The sequence below is a fragment of the Collinsella sp. CLA-ER-H8 genome (assembly GCF_040092335.1).
Taxonomy (GTDB): Bacteria; Actinomycetota; Coriobacteriia; order Coriobacteriales; family Coriobacteriaceae; genus Collinsella.
The window spans coordinates 122,352-142,902 of sequence record NZ_JBBNLU010000005.1 but is presented as its reverse complement, the minus strand read 5'-3'; the positions used below and the strand labels follow the sequence as shown (position 1 = coordinate 142,902).

Here is a 20,551-nt window from a genome sequence, read left to right as displayed (position 1 = left end):
ATCAAAACCATCACAAAGGTGCCTGTCCCCATCGTGGTGGTCGGGCGATCGGCATAGAAAAAGTCCCCGCCGGGCGTGTGCTCGACGGGGACTTTGCCGTTTGGTAGCTAGCGCTGTAGGTGATTACTCGCCCAGCAGGCTCTTGGTGATGGAAGCGGCGGCCTTCTTGCCGGCGCCCATCGCCAGAATGACCGTAGCGGCACCGGTGACGATGTCGCCGCCGGCCCAGATGCGGGGATCGGTGGTCTGGCCGGTCTCCTCGTCGGCGACGATGTAGCCCCACTTGTTGAGCTCCATCTTGCCGCCGATCTTCTTTGCGAAGGGGTTGGCGTTGGTACCGATAGCCGAGATCGCGACGTCGCAGGGAATCTCCTCGATGGCGCCCTCGATGGGCACCGGGCGACGACGGCCGGACTCGTCGGGCTCGCCGAGCTCCATCTTCTGGACCTTGACGGCGCACACGGAGCCGTCCTCGCCAGCGACAAACTCGAGCGGGGAGACGAGCGGCAGAACCTCGACGCCCTCGGCCTTGGCATGGTGCAGCTCGGCGCGACGGCAGGGCATCTCGTCCTCGGTACGGCGGTAAGCGATGATGGCGTGCTCGGCGCCCAGACGCTTGGCGGTACGGACGGCGTCCATAGCCACGTTGCCGCCACCAAAGACGACGACGTTCTTGCCGTGCTTGGTGGGGGTGTCGTACTCGGGGAACTTGTTGGCCTTCATCAGGTTCACGCGGGTGAGGTACTCGTTAGCGAAGAAGACGTTGGGCAGGTTCTCGCCGGGGACGTTGAGGAACTTGGGCAGGCCAGCGCCGGTCGCCACGTAGATGGCGTCGAAGCCCTGCTCGAACAGCTCCTCGGCCGTGGCCATGTTGCCCACGACGGAGTTGTACTCAAACTTGACGCCCATGTCCTCCAGGCCGTCAATCTCGCGCTTGACGACTGCCTTGGGCAGACGGAACTCGGGGATGCCGTAGACCAGCACGCCGCCGCCGGTGAAGAAGGCCTCAAAGACGGTGACGTCAAAGCCGTTGCGGGCGAGCTCGCCGGCGCAGGTGATGCCGGACGGACCGGAGCCGACGACAGCGACCTTCTTGCCGTTCTTGGGGGCCATCTTGGGCGTGGAGGCGAGCTCGGGGCGGTCACCCAGGAAGCGCTCGAGCTGGCCGATGGCCACGGGCTCGGACTTCTTACCACGGATGCACTTGCCCTCGCACTGGTTCTCCTGCGGGCAGACGCGGCCGCAGATGGCGGGAAGCATGGAGTCCTCGCGGATGGTATCGAGAGCGCCGCCGAAGTCCTTCTCGCGGATCTGCTCGATAAAGCGGGGGATGTTGATGTTGACGGGGCAGCCCTCAACACAGAACGGCTTCTTGCAGTTGAGGCAGCGCTCGGCCTCGGCCAGCGCCATCTCCTCGGTGAAGCCCTTGTCGACGGGGCGGAAGTCGCAGGCGCGCTCGGCAGCCGGCTCCTCGTTATCGGGGGTGCGGGGCGACTTCATATCGGCAACGAAACGACCGTTAACTAGTGGCATGCGCAGCTCTTTTCCTCATAGGCCTTGAGGGACTCGCCCTCTTCGGAACGGTAAGCGGCCTGGCGGGCACGAAGGTCATCCCAGTCGACCAGGGTGGCATCGAAGTCGGGGCCGTCGACGCAAGCGAACTTGGTCACGCCGCCCACCTCGACGCGGCAGCAGCCGCACATGCCGGTGCCGTCAACCATGATGGGGTTGAGCGACGCGGTGATGGGGGTGTCGTACTTCTGGGCGGTGAGGGTCGAGAACTTCATCATCGGAACGGGGCCGACGCAGAAGACCTGGCTCACGGCCTTGTCCTGCAGCAAGCGCTCCAGCGGAGCGGTGACAACGCCCTGCTCGCCGTAGGAGCCGTCGTCGGTGGTGATGTGGATGTGGTCCTCGTCGAGGAGCTCGCGGAACTGGTCCTCCATGAGCAGGAGGTCCTTGGTGCGGGCGCCCATGATGGCGTGCACCTCGTGGCCGGTCTCGACCAGGTGCTTGGCGACCGGGAAGGCAATTGCCAGGCCGACGCCGCCGCCAATGACGGCGCAGGGGCCCTCGGCCATCTCGGTGGGAACGCCCAGCGGGCCCACGACGTCGCGCAGCGACTCGCCGGCCTCGTAGGTGGAAAGCATTTCGGTGGTCTTGCCGATCACCATGAAGATGAACTCGACCCAGCCCTCGTCACCGTTCCAGCCGGCCAGGGTAAACGGGACGCGCTCGCCCGTCTCGTTGGCGCGAACCATGAGGAACTGTCCAGCGTGCGCATGCTTGGCGATTACAGGCGCCTCGATGCGGAACTTGAACACCTTCTCCGAGAACTGCGTCTTCTCCAGGATTTTATACATAGAACCCCTCTCTTGTTAGGGCCGCCGAACCGTGCCTCCACGGAAATGGACGGTAGCCCGAATAAAACCGTACGCGCACAGGCGTTGTGCAGACATACGGTGCAAATTATACCCTCATGGACATGTCACTTACGTGTGTCTTCGGCTGTTGGGAGCAGGGTTTATCCACTTTGGCCTACCAAAGGGGGAGAGGTTTATTTTGGTCGGTTTTATCAGGTAAAACGGCAAATGGGGCCGGCCTCGGGTTGTGATGAGGCCGGCCCCCTTTGGGGTGCTATGCATGTATGTCGGCGCGCGGTTGATTGCGATGCCGCAACTGGGGCGTTTCCGCAGGTAAAACCTGCCAAAATAAACCTGTTCCTAAATGATAGGTTTTAGTGCTTGCCGTTGGCGGAGGCGGCGCCGTTGACATGGTCGCGGGCATAGACCACGCCGTGCACGATCGCCAGGCCGGCGGCGTCGGCCGCGCGGGCGCAGGTGTCCTGGAAATCTTCGGCCTCGCGGGCGCGCAGCTGCTTAAGAACGTAGTCGGCGACGGCCATCTTGCCGGGAGGGTTGCCGATGCCGGTGCGGATGCGGCTGAAGTCGCGGCTGCCCATCTTGTCGATGATGGAACGCAGGCCGTTGTGACCGGCATGGCCGCCGCCCACCTTAACACGCACGTCGCCGGCGGGAATATCGAGCTCGTCGTGGATTACGAGCAGCTCCTCGGCCTTGATCTTGTACTCGCGACAGAGCTTGGAGATGGGGCCGCCCGAGGTATTCATGTACGACTGCGGCTTGACCAGCACAATCTGGCGCTTGCCACCCTCTTCCTCAGCATCGTTGATATTGATGAGCGCGACCTCGGCGCCTGCTTGGTTTTTCCAGTACGTGACGCCGGCCTGACGGGCCAGCTCGTCGATTGCCTTAAAGCCGGCGTTGTGGCGGGTCTCGGCATATTCCTCGCCCGGGTTGCCAAGCCCGGCAACCATGCGAATCTTAAGCGGCTGTGCAGCTGCCATGTTTATCCTTTCGTTGATTTGTCGCCTGCTATGGTGAGCGACCCTGCTGCCGCTGTCAAATGGAGGGTAATTGAGGGCGTTTAGGGGCGTTTGGACGGCCGTCGAAATCAGAGGTGGACAGTTAGTTCAGATACGTATAAGTTCTGAGGACTCGAAGTGCTCAATTCAATGCCGATACGTTGTTTTGGAGCTTTAGTTAGTCCATATGGCGCTGTTTTGAAGTCTACCCTGCCTTCAAATAGGGCGAATGGTATAGAGATAGCTGCAAAACAGCCTAATTCAATGTGTCCATTTATACGTATTTAAACTAACTGTCCAGTCCTGTTCGGCGGCGCGCGGGTGATTCGCCGTTTAGACCGGCGCAAGGCCGATTCCGGCCCGCAGAGCGTTGAGCCAAGCGGCCTGACGCTTGCGATAGCCCTTGATACGGTATCGGAATCGGACTCCCGCGAGTCGATGCATCGTTTGGGCGAAGGCTTCGAGTGCAACAAGGTCTTTCATTTGGTCGCGATTGATAACCAGGACGTGGATGCCCATTGCCTTGAGGCCATTATTTCGATTGCCATCGTGGATGCGAGCGTTTTGAAGCTCATGCCCAATTCCGTTGTATTCGTTGTCGACTCCGGCTGCCGGGCAATATAGGTCGCAGATGGCATAGGGGATGCCCGAGGACATATTGACCGCAAGAGTGTCGAAGTCGATTCGATAGTTGAGTAGCAGGCCTCCCATGGGCAGACTGCAACATCCGAATCCTCCAAAGCGCATGGGCGCTCCGAGAACGGCAAACATTAGGGATTCGGCTGGGGATGCAGATCCGGGTCGGGCAAGTTTGACTGCCGTGCGAAACGATGTGTATGAGCTACTTTTGGCGAAGCGTGCAACCGCCTCAAGCTCTTCGATAGTTGTGGCGGGCTCGCATTTGTAGTGTGCCTGTTCATAGCGGGTTTCGTTCTGTTGCTCGACCACCGACTGGTTGCCCAAGCAATCAAGATCGCCCGTCGCTGCGCAGCCATCGCCCTTGGGCCAGATGTCGTCATGGGCAATGGGGTATGTTGCCCCGGGAGGAAGGGAGTAGGTTCCGAGCAGTTCCATGAGAAGCATCAAGGTTTTGGCGACTGATTCATTTTTGGAACAAAGCATGGCTGTCACGGCAGGAGACGTTGCGTAGATGTCGGCCTCGACGTGCATAATTGCACCTTCAGGAAGCGGAGCGGTGAGAATATGCTGAAGAAGCCGCTTGTCGGGGCGTCTGTTGTCTTCGTCTGAAACGAGAAGATCGAGTAGTTCGGAATCATCTTCATTCCAGGCATCGAGTATCGAAAGTGCGCCAAAGTCTATCGCGTCATTATTGGGAATGCAGCTAGCCAAGGCCTGTGCTTGCTGTTCACTATCAACGGAGTCCCAGGATGGGGCAGAGTACGCCCGTCGTGCGCGACGAATTGCGCGGAGGGCGGAGAAATGTGAAATCACGGTCGTCATAGCTATAACGTACTAAGTTGGCGGCAGAATGCGACCCCCATACCGTTCTTTTCGCTCAGCGGGGCGCTGCGCGCCATGAACGGCTGGGTGTTATGAAATCGGTTGAGGGGATTGCAGGAAATTGAGCTCTGCCGCGAAGGTTGACGATAGCTACTGGACGGTTAATTCAGATACGTATAAGGCGGCGGGCGTTCGAGGCGTGCCTAAGGCCCTTGAGGGCGATTTGAGGGTAAATATGCAGCGGTTGTACTCGAGAACGATGAGATTTGGACGGCATGGCATCCGCTGGGGAGCTCAGAAGGCTCCGAACGGTCCTTTGGAGCTTTAAAAAAATACGTATCTGAACTAATTGTCCAGGGAAGGTTGGCGAGGGATAGAAAAAGGGTCGGAAGCTCGCTTCCGACCCTTTAAAAGCATCAAAGATGATGCGCGGCAGGCTACAGCGCGAAATCGCCGCCGACGAGCGTGGAGACGGGCTCCTCGTGGTAAACGGCGGAGATGGCCTGAGCGAACTCCTCGGCGACCGAGATGGTCTTGATCTTGCCGCCGACCTCGACGGGAATGGCGTCGGTGACGAGGCACTCGACGATCGGGGCGTCGTTCAGACGCTCGATGGCCGGACCGGAGAAGATGCCGTGGGTGGCGCAGACGTAGATGTCGCCAGCGCCCATAGCCTTGAGCTCCTTGACGTTGGCGCACAGGGTGCCAGCGGTGTCGATCATGTCGTCGTTGATGATGCAGGTCTTGCCCTTGATGTCACCGATGATGCCCATGACCTCGGCGGCGTTGTGGCGCGGACGGCCCTTGTGGGCGATGGCCAGGTCGCAGCCGAGCATGTCGGACAGCTTCTTGGCGGCCTTGGCGCGACCCACGTCGGGGGAGACGACAACCAGGTTGTCGGTGTCGAAGTGCATGTCGTTGTAGTACTGGCCAAACAGCGGCAGCGCGGACAGGTGGTTAACCGGGATATCGAAGAAGCCCTGGATCTGACCCTGGTGCAGGTCGAGGGTGATGATACGGTTGACGCCGGCGCGCTCGAGCAGGTTGGCGACGAGGCGGGCGGTGATGGGCTCGCGCGGGCCGGCCTTGCGGTCCTGGCGGGCATAGCCGTAGTGGGTGATGACGGCGGTGATGGAGCGGGCGGATGCGCGCTTGGCAGCGTCGGTGGCGATGAGCAGCTCCATGAGCATGTCGTTGACGTTGCCGCCGGCCACGGACTGAATCAGGAAGACGTCGGCGCCGCGGACGGTCTCGTCGTAGCGGGCGTAAATCTCACCATTGGCGAACTGCTTTAGCGTAAGGCCCGAAAGCTCGACCCCAAGGTACTCAGCGATCTTCTGAGCGAGGGGACGGTTGGAGGAACCGGAATACACGCGGATGGACTTGCGCATATTCTCCGACTTCTCGGGATCATTAATCGGCATTACCCTTCTCCTTTATACATCGAATGCCATATAGATGCCTTTTTGCATTGTAACCGCGCGGCGGGGTTAATCGGGTCTTGATAACGTCTTTACCGTCAACGGACACGAACCGACCACTCATTCTGTCACGCAGGTCAGCATAGAAAAAGGAGCCGTCCCCATGGGAACAGCTCCTTAGATGCTTGGTAAAACGTTATACCTCGTCGTCCTCGTGCAGGCGGCGGCGGTAATCGGCGGCCCAGCCCTCAATATTTACCTGACGGGCGCGGCCCAGACCGAGTGCGTCGGCCGGAACCGGCTCGGTGATGACGGAGCCGGCGGCAACGAGCGCGCCGTCGCCGATCTGAGCGGGCGCGACCATCATGGTGTCGGAACCGATGAAGGCATCCTTGCCGATGACGGTCTTGTGCTTGTGCACGCCGTCATAGTTGCAGGTGATGGAGCCCGCGCCCACGTTGACGCCGGAGCCCATGGTGGTATCGCCGATGTAGGACAGGTGGGGCACCTTGGAGCCCTCACCGATCGTGGACTTCTTGATCTCCACGTGCGTGCCGGCCTTGGAACCGTCGAGCATATGAGTGCCCGGGCGCAGGTAGGCGCGCGGGCCGCAGTCGACGCCGTTCTCGATGACGGCCTCGATGGCGATGGTCTCATCGATGGTGCAGCCACTGCCGACGGTGGTGTCGGTGAGGCGGCTGTTGGGGCCGAGCTGGCACTCCTCGCCCACGGTGACGTGGCCGATCAGGTGCGTCTGCGGCCACACGACGGTATCGCGGCCGATAACGGCATCGGGGCCGATCCAGGCCTGCGTGGGATCGATGAAGGTAACGCCCTCGGCCATCCAGTGCTCGTTGATGCGGTCGCGCGCGATGGCGGTGAGCTGCGCGAGCTGGATGCGGCTGTTGACGCCCAGGCCGTCGCGGTAGTCGTCGCAGTGGAAGATGGAGACTGCCTGGCCGTGGCCCTTGAGGATCTCGAGCATGTCGGGCAGATAGTACTCGGACTGCGCGTTGTCGTTGCCGATCTCGTCAATGTGGGCGGCGAGCTGCGCGCCGTCGAAGGCGTAGCAGCCGGCGTTGCACTCCAGCAGCGTGGCGGCCTGCTCGGGCGTGCAGTCCTTCTGCTCGATGATGCGCTCGATCTGGCCGTCGGCGCCCAGCTTGATGCGGCCGTAGCCGAAGGGGTCGGGCGGGGTCATGGTCATGACGGTGCAGGCGAGCTCGCCGGTGGCGACGGTCTGCGCGAACTTGGCGACGGTGTCGGCGGTAATGAGCGGCAGGTCGCCGTTGAGCACGACGACGGGGCCTTGCGTGATGCCGCAGGCCTCGAGCGCGACCTTGACGGCGTGGCCGGTGCCCAGGCGCTCGGTCTGCTCGACGCACTCGACCTTGGTGGCGCTGTTGGCGTAGGCGCCGTTGATAAGGGCGCGCATCTCGTCGGCGTGGCTGCCGATGACGACCACGACGCGGCTGCAGCCGGCCTTGATGGTGGCGTCGACGATCCACTGGACCATGGGCTTGCCCAGGATCTTGTGCGAAACCTTGCAGTGGTTCGACTTCATGCGGGTGCCCTCGCCGGCGGCGAGGATAATTGCGGTTGCGTCCATGTGATCTCCTGTTACGTTATAGAGACGTGTGTTTGGAAACGATACACGGCACAATATGATACCGCAGGCATATGATGAGCGCGTAACGATTGACGCGTGACGGCCGGTGTCGCTGCCGCCGGCGTGGTGTTTGCGCTGGTTGTGCATGGCGGCGGCGCTGCGGCGTTGGCGTTTTGCACGAGGGGATGGGAGGTGCCCGTGGATATCATGCGAGAGGAATCGGGCAACGAACCCGTCGCGGCATTTTCGATGTCGCATCCGGCGGTGCCGGCGCTCTACACGGTGCTGACGCTGGGACTCACCATGTTCTCGATGCAACCGGTGCTGATTGCGCTGTCGCTTGCGGGCGGGTTGGCGTACGGGTTTGCGACGCGCGGCGTCGCGCGCGCGTTGGGGGCGCTTCGCTGGCAGCTGCCGGTGATTTTGATCATCGCGGTGCTCAATCCGCTGTTTAGCGCCTCGGGCTCGACGGAGCTGTTCCGTATTGGCATGCGTGCGGTGTATCTAGAGAGCATGGTTTACGGCCTGTGCATGGGTGGGCTGTTTGTGGCGAGCGTGCTGTGGTTTGAGGCGGCGGCATCGATGCTTGGCTACGACAAGGTGCTTGCGCTTTTGGGTAACGCCGCGCCGGTGATCGCGCTCATGATCTCGATGTGCATGCGGCTTATCCCGCAGTTTTTGCGCCGCGGTCGTACGGTGCTGGCGGTGCAGGATGCGATTGATGTGCCTGGCCGCGCGCCGGCCGACCCCGTGCGCTCGCGTTTGCGCGCATCGAGTGTGTTGATGGGCTGGGGCATGGAGGATTCGCTGGAGCGCGCGGACGCCATGCGCTCCCGTGGGTGGGGCGCCGTGACGCGTCGCACGACGTATGCGCGGTATCGGCTGGGGCGCGGCGATATTGCCGCGCTGGTTGGGCTTGCGCTGTTTGGTGCCGCCGCGGTGGCGGTGGCATGGACCGCGACGACGCAGTATTCGTTTTACCCGCAGCTATCGGCGCCGGCGCCGTGGCCGGGCTATGTTGTATACGCGGCCTGGATGGCGCCGCCCTGTGTGCTGCACGCGATTGACGAGAAGAGGTTTGGCTGATGACCCGGTTGGACGGAAGCATGATGGCGGGCATGGTGTGCGGCTCGGATACGCCGGCGATTGAAGCGCGGGGTCTGCGCTTTGCCTACCCCGGGGCCGAGGCGCCGGTGCTCGACGGGCTCGACTGGTCTGTTCCCCAAGGGGCGTTTGCACTGCTGGTAGGTGGTACGGGGTCGGGTAAGTCAACGCTGCTCTCGCTGCTCAAACCCGAGATTTCGCCGACGGGCGAATGCGCTGGCGAGCTGCGCGTGCTGGGCGAGAGCGTTGCCGACATGGATGTTCGGGCGTCCGCGGAGCGCGTGGGCTATGTGTTTCAGGACCCCGAGAACCAGATCGTGTGCGAAACCGTGTGGCACGAGATGGCGTTTGGTCTGGAAAACTTAGGCATGTCGCGCGACGAGATGCGCCGTCGCGTGGCCGAGACCAGCTATTTCTTTGGGTTGGAGGATTGGCTCCACCGCGATACCGATACGCTTTCGGGTGGACGCAAACAGCTGCTGTCGCTGGCGGCTGTGCTGGCGCTGCGCCCACGCGTGCTGCTGCTCGACGAGCCCACGTCCCAACTGGATCCCGTTGCCGAGAAGAGTTTTCTGCATGCGCTGTTCCGCGTGAATCGCGAGCTGGGCTGCACGGTTGTCGTGGCAACGCATCAGCCACGTCCGATGCTCGAATACGCGACGTGCGCGTATCGGATTGAAGACGGACGCGTGTGCGAGGTGGCCGACATTGCCTCCCTGGGGCATCGTGAAGAGCTGTTTTCTGGCGAGGCGTCAGGGTGGGGTGCCTCGCGGCGTGCAAAAAACGGAGTTTTCAGCAGCGCCAGTGGCCAGCTGGGCTCTTTGGACCCGCGCGCGGGCGCTCCGGGTGCAGAAAAATGGCTGAAATCGGACAAATCTGGTGAATTTGAAGCGCAAATACCGCCGCAAGACGACTCGGGGGCGCCATCGCGCGCCGGTGGATGCCGAATTCTCCCAAAAATGCACGCTGGGTCGGCTACCACCCTGGCAGGGAGCTGGTTTCGCTACGATCGGGCGTCCGGCTGGGTGCTGCGCGGGCTCGATGCGTCGTTTTCGGCAGGCGCGGTGCATGCGGTTGTGGGCGGTAACGGCTGTGGTAAGTCGACAATGCTTTCGGTGCTGGCCAAGACGGTCAAGTTGCAGCGTGGGCATATGGAGCGCGGGGCTGCCTCGGCGGCACTGCTGCCTCAGAATCCCAAGGCGTTGCTGGTTGCCGAGACAGTGCGCGATGAGCTGATGGAATGGGCTTCGACCTGCGGGTATGACGAGGGCGCGGCCCAGGAGCGCGCGGCGCAGCTGGGATTGGACGGCCTGGATGGGCGCCACCCGTACGATCTTTCGGGCGGGCAGCGTCAACTGCTTGCGTTGGCAAAACTGCTTCTGATTGGCCCCGAGCTGCTGTTGCTCGATGAGCCCACCAAGGGCTTGGACCTGGCCAGCCGCCGTATCATCGCTCGCGCCCTGCGTGACCATGCGAAGGCTGGCGGCACCGTCATCATGGCCACGCACGATCTGGATTTTGCCGAGCAGGTTGCCGATGACATTGCCATGATGTTCGACGGCGAGATTGCCTGCATGGAGCCGCCGTCCGACTTCTTTGCCGACAATGTGTTTTATAGGGCGTGATGGGATGACGGATTATCGCGTCGCGCGCCTACTCGCAAAACTGGAGATCCCGCTGCTGCTGGCGGTTCCCGCAGTGATGGCTGCGGCGTTGCTGGCGGGCGTTGAGCAGGCGGCGCTTGCCATGCTTGTCGTGGTGGCGCTGGTGCTTGCGTTGTTCTTTGCGGGCTACGAGGCGTCGCGACCGGGCCTGCGCCAGATTATGCCAACGCTGGTTCTGGCGGCGTTGGCCGCAGCGGGGCGCATCTTGTTTGGACCCATTCCTGACTTTAAACCCGTGAGCGCCATCGCCATTATCGCCGGGGCGACACTCGGTCGTCGTAACGGCTTTATGGTCGGCGCGCTGGCGGCGCTGACCAGCAACTTCTTTTTTGGGCAGGGCATGTGGACGCCATGGCAGATGTATGCCTGGGGTCTGGTTGGCTATGTTGGCGGTGAGTTGGCGCATGCGGGCGCGTTCGACCGTGCGGATGGAACCGTGCGCATGCCGTCGCTGATGGCGTACGGCTTTGCATCGGGCCTGCTCTACGGCGTGGTGATCAACGCCTACGATATCATCGGTTTTGTGCAGCCGCTCACGTGGGCGGGCGCCGTGGCGCGTCTTGCCACGGCGGTGCCGTTCGACATTACGCACGGCCTTGCGACCTGCGTGTTCTTGGCCGCCTTGTACAAGCCTTGGTGCCGTCGCATTAACCGTGTCGTCGTGAAATACGGGCTGTAAGGCATTTTGCGTTCCCTCACGAACTTGCGGTGGAATAGTTCTCGTTTTTGGCAATTTGCTGCCCAAACAGGAACTATTCCACTGCAACTTATAGGGGGAGAGGGGTCACATGATCTGTTTTCCTCTGTCCCCCAGGAAATTACTTGGGGCTAGAGCTCTAGCGTGAGGGTGACGGGGCAGTGGTCGCTGCCGAAGATATCGCCACGGATACCGGTGTCGCGAACGTTGGCGGCGATCGAATCGCTTACCAGAAAGTAATCGATGCGCCAGCCTGCGTTGTTCTTACGGGCATTAAAGCGGTAGCTCCACCAGCTGTAGACGCCCTCGACGTCGGGGTTTGCCGCGCGCCAGGTATCGGTAAACCCGCCGTTGAGCAGCTCGGTAAACTTGCCGCGCTCCTCGTCCGAAAAGCCTGCATTGCCGCGGTTGGACTTGGGGTTCTTAAGGTCGATCTCCTCGTGCGCCACGTTAAAGTCGCCGCAAGTTACGACGGGTTTGCCGGTCTCGCACTCGAGCGCGTTCAAAAAGCCGCGGTAGGCATCGTCCCAGGCCATGCGCACGTCGATGCGGGCGAGTTCGTTTTGCGCGTTGGGAGTGTAGACATCCACAAACCAGAACTTGTCGAACTCCAGCGCGCAGACGCGGCCCTCGGTCGCGGCTTGGGCGACGAGCTCGGCCGCCTCGCCCTCGCCGGCGTAGGGCAGCAGCGCATCGGCGCGCAGTACGCGCAGCGGTTCCTGGCGGCTAAAGACCGCGGTGCCCGAGTAGCCCTTGCGCTCGGCGTAGCTCCAGGTTTGGTGATAGCCGGGCAGGTCGATATCGACCTGGCCCTCCTGCAGCTTGGTCTCTTGCAGCGCCAGGATATCGACGTCGAGTTCTTGCGCGATCTGGATAAAGCTCGGGTCCTTTTTGAGCACGGCGCGCAGGCCGTTGACGTTCCACGAGGCGAAAGTGTAAGTCTGAGGCATGGTGTCCTTTCGACGGGGTTGGCAGGCTTAAGATTAACGCAACAAGAGCGGGGCGGAGTCCGCGAGTGATAGTGCGAACGCCGCCGTCCCGGAGACAAGGACGGAGGACTCATATGACGCAGGCGATAACGGACTCCAAACAGGCCTCCGCCGCGCTGGCGGATCTGTTTGACACCCACAAGCGCGTGGTCTTCTTTGGCGGCGCGGGTGTTTCCACGGCGAGCGGCATCCCCGATTTCCGCAGCGTGGACGGCCTGTATCACCAGCAGTTTGCCTATCCGCCCGAGACCATGCTGTCGCATAGCTTTTACGAGGCGCATCCTGCGGAGTTCTTCGACTTTTACCGCACCAAGATGATCGCGCTTGGCGCCAAGCCCAACCGCTGCCACACCAAGCTGGCCGAGCTGGAGCGCGCCGGCAAGCTTGATGCCGTGGTGACGCAAAATATCGACGGTCTGCATCAGATGGCCGGCTCACAGCGCGTGTTCGAGCTGCACGGATCGGTCCATCGCAACATTTGCCAGTCGTGCGGCGCGGTCTATAGCGCCGAGTGGATTCGCTCGCGCGAGCACGAGGACGCCGCGGGCGTGCCCGTGTGCCCCGCGTGCGGCGGGCGCATTAAGCCCGATGTGGTGCTCTACGAGGAGCCGCTCGACGAGCACGTGCTGACCGGTGCCGTTGCCGCCATCGCCGCGGCCGATGCCCTCATTGTGGGCGGGACCTCGCTCGTGGTGTATCCGGCGGCAGGCCTTACGCGTTACTTTACCGGCGATACGCTGGCCATATGCAACCTTGCTCCCACCGATCAGGATGCAAATGCCGACCTGCTGATTTCTTGCGACATCGCGGCCGCGTTTGCGTTCTAGCCCGCGCGCGCGGATACAATAGAAAGACTGAGTGCAAAGCGACCCCGCCGCCAGCTCCCCAAGCTCGGCGGCGTGGGCATTTTAGGAGGATGTTCATGGCGAACGACAGCAAGACATGGCGGTGCGGAAAGTACGAGCTCAGCTTTGACCGTCCGCGCATCATGGGCGTCCTCAACGTGACGCCCGATTCGTTTAGCGATGGCGGGGAGCACTTCGACCCGGATGCCGCCATCGAGTACGGCCTAGCGATGCTCGACGCCGGCGCCGACATCATCGACGTGGGCGGCGAGTCCACGCGCCCTGGTTTTACCCCGGTCAACCCCGACGAGGAGGCTCGCCGCGTGCTGCCCGTGGTGCGCGCGCTGGCCAAGGAGGGCGCCATCGTCTCGATCGACACGCGTCATGTGGCGGTTGCCAAGGCGGCCGTGCGCTGCGGCGCCTCGATCGTCAACGACGTGACCGGCTTCACCGATCCCAAGATGGTCGAGTTTGTTAAGACGAGCACCTGCGGCGTCATCGTGATGCATGCCGGCGAGGTCGCCGCGCCCACCCGCACGCACGCAACGGTGCAGCTCGATACCTCGGCAGCGGCGTTTGTTGCCGAGAAGGCGCGCGAGGCGGCTGCCGAGGCCGCGCGTGAGGCCGAGAAGCCGGCTCGCCGCCGTCGCGGCAAGTTGCTGGGTGAGCCTAAGTCGGAGGCCAAGCTTCCGGGCGGCGTGGTGCAGCCCTCGTTGCCGTTTGGCGAACCGGAGCCCACGTCCGAGCCTGCAAGCGAGCAGGAGACGCCCGCCGCCGAGCGGGCTGCTGCCGCCGAGACCGTTGCGCCCGCGCCCGAGGCTGCGCCCGAGGCCACCGAGGCCGCATCGGAGTCCAATGACCGCCTGGCCGCCATGATGCGCCGCAGCGCCCGCCGCGAGGAGGCCTACGTGCCCACCTCGCAGCTCCGCCGCTTTACCCTGCCCGATTCTGCGCCCATCATGCGCCGCGTCATGGGCTTTCTATCCGACCAGGCCCGCACACTCATCCATGCCGGCGTGTCGCGCGACCGTATCTGCATCGATCCTGGTCCGGGCTTTGGTAAGTCGGCTAACGAGGACATCGTCATCCAGCGCGAGACTGCCAAGATGGCGTCACTGGGCTATCCGCTCATGTGCGCCGTGTCGCGCAAGCGCTTTGTGGGCGCCGTCTCGGGCGTGACCGAGGCCGCCGAGCGCGATGCCGCTACGTTTGGCGTGTGCCTGGGCGCTATCCAGGCCGGTGCCAACATCGTGCGCGTGCACGACGCCGCGGGTTTTGCGCAGTTCCTGAGCGGCTACTGGGCGGTTGCCAAGCCACAGCCGCGCCGCGCGTTTGTGGCCGTGGGCTCCAACCTGGGGCATCGCTGCGACAACATCCGCGCCGCACGCGAGATGATCGCCGAGATTCCACTCACCTGCGTGTCTAACTCCTCCAAGATTTACGAGAGCGAGCCTGCCTACGAGACGCGCCAGGACGCGTTTGCCAACGCCGTCATCGAGATCAAGACCGAGCTTGCGCCGCTGGTGCTGCTCGACGAGCTCATGAAGATCGAGGCCGAGCTGGGACGCGACCGCTCCAAAAAGGCCAAGGCCAACGGTCCGCGCACCATCGACCTGGACCTGCTGTGGATGGACGGCGAGACCCACGGCGGCAAAAAGCTGCGCCTGCCGCATCCGCTGATCGGCGAACGCGATTTTGTGCTGGTGCCGCTCGAGGACCTGATGCACGACCCGGCGCGGTTCTTCCGCTACAACGGCGTCGAGGTCAAGGAGCCCGAGGACCGCGTGGGCCATATCGTGGGCGAATTGGGGCGTATGTAGATGATCGAGATGAATGCTGTTGCCGCTGGCACCGAGCTCGACGCGGCGCGCGACGCGGGCCGCGAGGGCATGTCCGCGGGCTGGTGCGCGTGGAGCGCGGGCGATGCATCGCTGATGTTTTCGCTGGTCGTGCGCCCCGATGTGAACATGCACGCCTTCCACGGCCTGCCGTTTGTGGCCGCAATGGGTATGATGGACGCGCTCGCGGGCACGGCCGCAACGCCGGGCCTGGGGCTTGCCGGCAAAGTGGGCATCCAGTGGCCGAGCGATATCGTGTGCGGTGCGCCTGCGTTTGAGACGTCGCTCGCGCGTGTTGCCGTGAACGGCGGTGCCGGTGCTGCGGGCATGTTTGCCGCGGTGACGGTTGATATTGAGCATTCGGCGTTGAGCGAGCTTGGTGTGGACGTGGCTGACGAAGCGCTGGTCGAGACGCTGGCCGCCGCCGTGCTGGCCCGCGTGGACGCCTGGGCGGTTGTTGCCAACACGCCGCAAGGCGCCGCAGGGCCGCTGGCTCCCGTGCTGGGCGAGTACTTCGACATGGTGCCGCTGCTGGGCCGCCAAGTTGCGGCGGTGTCGCCCAACGGTTTGCCGCTTGCGGTCGGTGTGTTTGCGGGCCTGGATATCTGGGGTCGTGCGACTATCAAGACCGATGCCGGCGAGCAAGAGTTTCCGCCCGAGGCTGTACGAATTCGCGGACTGTAACGCGTAGCGCCCGCACTCAAAGATAACGATGACAACGAAGCCCTCTTCGGCCTGTGCCGGGGAGGGCTTTTGCGTGACTGCCGAGCTGCCTTAATCCTATTCCTCAAAACTGAAAAATTTTCGTTTTTGAGGAATAGGACCGATGCATTGCCTAGTTCGCCGCTCGCGCTCGACTTTAGCCCCTGCTCTATCCCAGCTCCTGCATGCGGCGGAAGATTTCGCAGATGCCCTTGATGGTGAGCTGTCCGTCGACCACGTCGAAGGCATCGGTCGAATCGGCGACGATGCTGGCGAGGCCGCCCGTGGCGATAACGGTGGCGTCCTCGCGCCCCAGCTCGCGCTTCATGCGCGCGACCAGGCCTTCGGCCATGGCGGCGGCGCCCATCACGGCGCCGACTTTGATGCATTCCTCGGTGTCGCGGCCGATGGCATGCTCGGGTGCCTCGAGCGGCACGCTGGCGAGCTTGGCGGCACGGGCGGCAAGCGCGTCCATGGAGATGCGGATGCCCGGCGCGATCGCTCCGCCAATGTAATAGCCGTCCTCATCGATGACGTCGATATTGGTCGCGGTACCAAAGTCCACCACGATCGCCGGCGCGCCGTAGAAAGCTTCGGCTGCGACGGCGTTAGCTACGCGGTCGGCGCCCACGGCCTGGGGTCGCGCCGCACGCAGCTTGGTCACGGCGGCCGTCTGCGGCCCGATGACGATGGCGTCTGCGGCAATGCGGTCGGCCACGGCGTGCCATTCGCGCGAGAGCTGCGGCACCACGCCGGCAAAGGCGATCGCGTCGACCGCGCCGAGCGAGAGGTCGTACATCTTAAAGAAGCCCATCAGGCGCACGTGGATCTCGTCGGCGGTATAGGAGCGGTCGGTGGGCATGCGCCACGACTGCACCAGCTCGTCTCCGTCAAACAGGCCCATGGCCGTCTGCGTGTTTCCCATATCGATAGCGAGCAGCATGTCTACTCCCAGTGTTGGCATAAAAGGACGCGCACCATTGTATACGTGCCGTCGACGGCGCTCGGCTGCGATTCGTTTACGGTGATAGGGGCTGAGGGGTTTAAATATGAAGGAATTATGCTCTACGAGATTTTCCTTGCCGTTTACCGAACTCCCGCGTAATATCCTTTCTTGCGCACATGAGGCGCCCAGACATTGCGGGGTGGAGCAGTCTGGTAGCTCGCCGGGCTCATAACCCGGAGGTCGTAGGTTCAAATCCTGCCCCCGCGACCAAGAACTTGCAGCTCGTCGGCCTAGCCGGCGAGCTTTTTTGTTATTTCGGGATCGTGTTTTCGGTCCAATTCTCGGCCTCTCAATCAAAATCTCGATCTGTAACATCTAGACCCGATTTGGGCGGCTAGGTGTTACAGATCGAGATATACCGGTGGTTTGGGTCGTGTTTGTCTAAATCTGTAACACGAGGGACGGATTTTGCCGAGTTGTTGTTACAGATTTAGATTTTCTAGCAGGAGGGTTTGGTTTGTCTCGATCTGTAACAGATAGGGGCCAAAAGTGGGCCTAGCTGTTACAGATCTAGACTGTTGAGGATGGGCCAAGAGGAATGTCTCGATCTGTAACAGTAAGACCCGGTTTTGTCGCGTAACTGTTACAGATTGAGACAAACCGACGGGCCGCCTCGCCCCATCCACCTGCCGCCACCTGCTGTCCGCCGATTTCCGTTGCGCTGTTGTATTCCCATGCCATATCCTCTAGACAACTACGCGGCATCATCGCCGCCGCGCCTACAAGAGAGGAATATCCATGACCGCACCTGCATGCAAGCTGCTCCAGCCCATTACGGTTGGCCCCCTTGAGCTCAAGAACCGCATTATGTTCCCGCCGCTTACCACCGGTTACGAGGAGCGCGACGGTTCCATTGGCGACCGCAGCCTGGCTTTTTACGAGCGCCTGGCCCGTGGCGGCGTGAGCTACATCGTCATCGGCGACGTAGCTCCCGTCATGACCGCAAGCCCCACGCCCAAGCTGGCAACCGACGCCCAGATCCCCACGTTTAAGGCGCTGGCCGACGCCGTCCACAAGCACGGCGCCAAGGTCGCGCTGCAGCTGTTCCACCCCGAGTACGACGTGCCCGGTGTCGGCCGCATGGTCATGGGCTCCATGGCCGCTGCCAAGGCCGCGCAGGAGGCCAAGGCCGCCGGCGACGAGGAGACCTTTGCCGCCAAGATGGCCGAGTCCAACGAGATCCGCAACCAGGCCTACGCCAAGCTGCATCACGACATGCAGCACTTTGTGAACGAGGCGAGCGTAGAGCAGCTCACCCAGATTAAGGAGGCCATCGCCGCCTCGGCCGCCCGCGCGCAGCAGGCCGGAATCGATGCCATCGAGGTCCACGGCGACCGCCTGGTGGGTTCGCTGTGCTCGGCCATCCTCAACCAGCGCACCGACGAGTATGGTGGCTCGTTCGAGAACCGCGTCCGTTATGCGCTGGAGGTCGTCGCCGCCATTAAGGAGGCTGCGCCGCAGCTGATGGTGGAGTACAAGCTCCCCGTGATCATGGAGAACCCCGACGGCACGCCGCGCGGCAAGGGCGGCCTGCGGCCCGACGAGGCCTGCGAGTTCGCCAAGCTGCTCGAGGGCGCGGGCATCGATATGATCCAGGTCGCACAGGCCAACCACACCGGCAACATGGGCGACACCATTCCGCCCATGGGCGCCATGCCCTACAACTGGACGCTGCCCGTGGCCGAGCGCGTCAAGGCCCTGGTCTCCGTGCCGGTGGCAACCGTCGGCCGTGTTGTCTCGGTCGAGGCCGGCGAGAAGATTCTGGAAGACGGCGCCGCCGACATCATCGCCTATGGCCGCTCGCTCATGTGCGACCCCGACATTGCGCTGAAGGCCGCCACGGGCGAACCCATCCGCGAGTGCCTCAACTGCAACAAAGGTTGCGTCGACGCGATTCAAAACCGCAAGTACATCTCGTGCGTGCTTAATGCCGAGAACGGTGACGAGGCGACCATCGCCATCAAGCCGGGCGAGGGCGACAAGAAGATCGCCGTGGTGGGCGGTGGCATCGCCGGCCTGGAGGCCGCACGCGTGGCGGCCAAGCGCGGCTACGACGTGACCATCTACGAGGCGAGCGATCACTTGGGCGGCCAGATTGTGCTGGCGGCTGCGCCTCCGCGCAAGGACGAGATCATGCGCTCGGTCGAGTACTACGAGAAGATTCTGCCTGGCCTGGGCGTGAAGGTTGAGCTCAGCCATGCCGCTACCGCTGAGGACCTCAACGCCGCCGACGCTGCGATTGTGGCCGTGGGCGCACACGACGTGGTCATCCCCGTTCCGGGCGCCGACTCGGACAAGGTCGTCTCGAGCTGGGACGTGCTGGCCGGCAAGGTAGAGCTCAGCGGGCGCGTCGCCGTTATTGGCGGTGGCCTGGTGGGCACCGAGACTGCCGAGTACCTGCTGCAGCACGGCTGCGAGGTGGCGATTGTGGAGATGCTCGACAAGATTGCCGCGGGCGAGTCCGAGACCATTCTGCCGCTGATTATGAGCGACTTTGCCGAGCACAACGTGGAGCAGCACGTGAAGACCCGCCTGACCGCCATTACCGACGAGGGCGTGGAGGCCGTGCGCACCACCGAGGACGGCGCCGAGGAGCCGGTGAAGATCGCCTGCGATTACGTGGTGATGGCCGTGGGCTCCAAGGCCAACGCGTTTGACCTGGACGGCGTGACGGTGCCCGTGACCTGCGTGGGCGACTGCTCGGGCGAGCGCACCGCCGACATTGCGAGCGCCATTCGCACGGCGTATCACGCGGCCAACGAGCTGTAGTTGAACATCGCGGCCAGGCGGGACGGTAGCACGGATCCGTTTCGCCCGGCTGTGTCCCGTCGGGTGTCAATCGGTGCGGGGCCTGCAAGCGCAGCAGGTCCCGCCCTTTTGTTTTGCTCCGGTGGATGGCAATGCGCGGTAATCATGAGGAGTGAGGACGTCTACTGCCTTGCAGATCACTCAAAATTATTGGGGGAGGGGTTAATAACTATATCCTCTATACCAAAGGACATAAAGAGATGCCAATTTTGTTGACAAGCGAATGACGATTAGCTGCGAGTCGGCTACCAGCGTAAATAATCGATAAAGAAATGTCGTAATTTGGTGCCAAATGCCCAGATAACGCCGCGTCTATTTTAATTAACTGCTTTGAGCAAACAGTAAAATGCTACTATCTAACTTGCACGTAAGAAAGCAGATTAACGGTTAAGGCTAAGAAGTGGCAGGTATGTCGGAAGCAACTAGGACTCGCACGCATGCGCCCGAGGTTAGGCAGCGCGCCGTCGAGATCCTCCAAGAGGGGGTCGGTCATCGCGCCCTCGCTGCGGAGCTTGGCATTCCCCAGGCCACGGCTCGTCAGTGGGCCCGCGCGTATGCCGTGGGCGGTGCCGACGCCGTTCTCAATGCCGGTTCGCATCATCACACCTATTCGTACGACGTAAAGCTCGCTGTGGTTAAGGACCGTCTGGAAAACGGCTTGACGGTTCGCGAGGCCATGATCAAGCACAAGATTCCCAGCGAGTCTTCGGTCAAGGCTTGGTGCCGTCAGTACCGCGAGAGCGGTGAGGCCGCACTGGTCGATAAGCCGCGCGGTCGCAAGCCGCGCGTTAAAAAGGCGGAATAGCAAACGGGATGGTGCGCCCACAGGGGCGCATTTTTCTTGCCGCGCCAACTTTTTGGACCGGCGCGAGCCTATCGGGACATCCTCCAACGTGGCCAATAAACCGCGCGCAGTGGCCCGCGCGTCCGTCGCTGCGGTAAGGGAACGTCACCCCTCTACTCCAATGCGGACAGACTCCTTACCCCGTACGCCTAAAACTCCCCAGTTGACCGAAAACCTG

At 62.5% G+C, this 20,551-nt stretch carries 16 protein-coding genes and 1 tRNA gene; 9 read left to right on the top strand and 8 right to left on the bottom strand.

All coding sequences use genetic code 11. The features are described from left to right. Positions 1-123: 123 nt before the first annotated feature. From gltA to glmU, 6 genes are all read right to left on the bottom strand, one after another. Positions 124-1,533 carry an NADPH-dependent glutamate synthase gene (gene gltA / locus AAAX72_RS04895; RefSeq protein ID WP_006235794.1) on the bottom strand — a complete coding sequence of 470 codons (1,410 nt, stop codon included), beginning with the start codon at positions 1,531-1,533 and terminating at the stop codon, positions 124-126. Then, on the bottom strand, positions 1,524-2,363 hold the full coding sequence (locus AAAX72_RS04890) for a sulfide/dihydroorotate dehydrogenase-like FAD/NAD-binding protein (protein WP_349129338.1): 840 nt from the start codon (positions 2,361-2,363) through the stop codon (positions 1,524-1,526). The genes gltA and AAAX72_RS04890 overlap by 10 nt, the downstream gene beginning before the upstream one ends. A 374-nt stretch (positions 2,364-2,737) precedes the next feature. Continuing rightward, entirely contained in the window at positions 2,738-3,367 is a 630-nt protein-coding gene (pth, locus tag AAAX72_RS04885; protein ID WP_260699060.1) for an aminoacyl-tRNA hydrolase, read from the bottom strand. A gap of 351 nt (positions 3,368-3,718) precedes the next feature. Next, on the bottom strand, positions 3,719-4,846 hold the full coding sequence (locus tag AAAX72_RS04880; protein ID WP_349129336.1) for a hypothetical protein: 1,128 nt from the start codon (positions 4,844-4,846) through the stop codon (positions 3,719-3,721). A 437-nt stretch (positions 4,847-5,283) separates the two neighbouring features. Further along, positions 5,284-6,270 (bottom strand): ribose-phosphate pyrophosphokinase, encoded by a 987-nt coding sequence (locus AAAX72_RS04875; RefSeq protein ID WP_022094252.1) that lies wholly within the window; start codon positions 6,268-6,270, stop codon positions 5,284-5,286. A 193-nt stretch (positions 6,271-6,463) separates the two neighbouring features. Then, positions 6,464-7,876: a bifunctional UDP-N-acetylglucosamine diphosphorylase/glucosamine-1-phosphate N-acetyltransferase GlmU gene (gene glmU, locus AAAX72_RS04870; protein WP_349129334.1), complete on the bottom strand. Its 1,413-nt coding sequence runs from the start codon at positions 7,874-7,876 to the stop codon at positions 6,464-6,466. Between the two features lie 96 nt (positions 7,877-7,972). On the opposite strand from glmU, the gene AAAX72_RS04865 reads away from it, so the two are divergent. The 3 genes from AAAX72_RS04865 to AAAX72_RS04855 are packed head-to-tail and all read left to right on the top strand — an operon-like array spanning position 7,973 to position 11,323. Beyond that, positions 7,973-8,962: an energy-coupling factor transporter transmembrane component T gene (locus tag AAAX72_RS04865; protein ID WP_349129333.1), complete on the top strand. Its 990-nt coding sequence runs from the start codon at positions 7,973-7,975 to the stop codon at positions 8,960-8,962. Then, on the top strand, positions 8,962-10,605 hold the full coding sequence (locus AAAX72_RS04860; RefSeq protein ID WP_349129331.1) for an ATP-binding cassette domain-containing protein: 1,644 nt from the start codon (positions 8,962-8,964) through the stop codon (positions 10,603-10,605). The genes AAAX72_RS04865 and AAAX72_RS04860 overlap by 1 nt, the downstream gene beginning before the upstream one ends. A 4-nt stretch (positions 10,606-10,609) precedes the next feature. Further along, positions 10,610-11,323 carry a DUF6580 family putative transport protein gene (locus AAAX72_RS04855; RefSeq protein WP_349129329.1) on the top strand — a complete coding sequence of 238 codons (714 nt, stop codon included), beginning with the start codon at positions 10,610-10,612 and terminating at the stop codon, positions 11,321-11,323. Between the two features lie 149 nt (positions 11,324-11,472). On the opposite strand, the gene AAAX72_RS04850 is transcribed toward AAAX72_RS04855, so the two are convergent. After that, the gene (locus AAAX72_RS04850; RefSeq protein WP_346964965.1) at positions 11,473-12,291 is read right to left on the bottom strand and encodes an exodeoxyribonuclease III; all 819 of its coding nucleotides are present in this window, start codon (positions 12,289-12,291) and stop codon (positions 11,473-11,475) included. Between the two features lie 113 nt (positions 12,292-12,404). On the opposite strand from AAAX72_RS04850, the gene AAAX72_RS04845 reads away from it, so the two are divergent. The 3 genes from AAAX72_RS04845 to AAAX72_RS04835 all read left to right on the top strand — a co-directional run bounded on the left by AAAX72_RS04845 (position 12,405) and on the right by AAAX72_RS04835 (position 15,697). After that, a complete protein-coding gene (locus AAAX72_RS04845) occupies positions 12,405-13,157 on the top strand; it encodes an NAD-dependent protein deacylase (RefSeq protein WP_238022987.1) in 753 nt (250 codons plus the stop codon). Between the two features lie 95 nt (positions 13,158-13,252). Continuing rightward, positions 13,253-14,995 carry a dihydropteroate synthase gene (gene folP, locus AAAX72_RS04840; protein ID WP_349129327.1) on the top strand — a complete coding sequence of 581 codons (1,743 nt, stop codon included), beginning with the start codon at positions 13,253-13,255 and terminating at the stop codon, positions 14,993-14,995. Continuing rightward, positions 14,996-15,697 carry a hypothetical protein gene (locus tag AAAX72_RS04835; protein WP_349129325.1) on the top strand — a complete coding sequence of 234 codons (702 nt, stop codon included), beginning with the start codon at positions 14,996-14,998 and terminating at the stop codon, positions 15,695-15,697. It abuts the gene before it with no gap. Between the two features lie 187 nt (positions 15,698-15,884). Here AAAX72_RS04835 and AAAX72_RS04830 read toward each other — a convergent pair whose 3' ends face one another. Then, complete coding sequence (locus AAAX72_RS04830; protein WP_349129323.1) at positions 15,885-16,658, bottom strand: type III pantothenate kinase; 774 nt, start codon at positions 16,656-16,658, stop codon at positions 15,885-15,887. 196 nt (positions 16,659-16,854) lie between these two features. Here AAAX72_RS04830 and AAAX72_RS04825 point away from each other — a divergent pair. The 3 genes from AAAX72_RS04825 to AAAX72_RS04815 all read left to right on the top strand — a co-directional run bounded on the left by AAAX72_RS04825 (position 16,855) and on the right by AAAX72_RS04815 (position 20,334). Continuing rightward, a tRNA-Met gene (locus AAAX72_RS04825) sits at positions 16,855-16,931 on the top strand. Positions 16,932-17,459: 528 nt separating this feature from the next. After that, positions 17,460-19,490: a bilirubin reductase, long form gene (gene bilR, locus AAAX72_RS04820; RefSeq protein WP_349129321.1), complete on the top strand. Its 2,031-nt coding sequence runs from the start codon at positions 17,460-17,462 to the stop codon at positions 19,488-19,490. 448 nt (positions 19,491-19,938) lie between these two features. Further along, on the top strand, positions 19,939-20,334 hold the full coding sequence (locus AAAX72_RS04815) for a helix-turn-helix domain-containing protein (RefSeq protein ID WP_035136573.1): 396 nt from the start codon (positions 19,939-19,941) through the stop codon (positions 20,332-20,334). Positions 20,335-20,551: the final 217 nt, after the last annotated feature.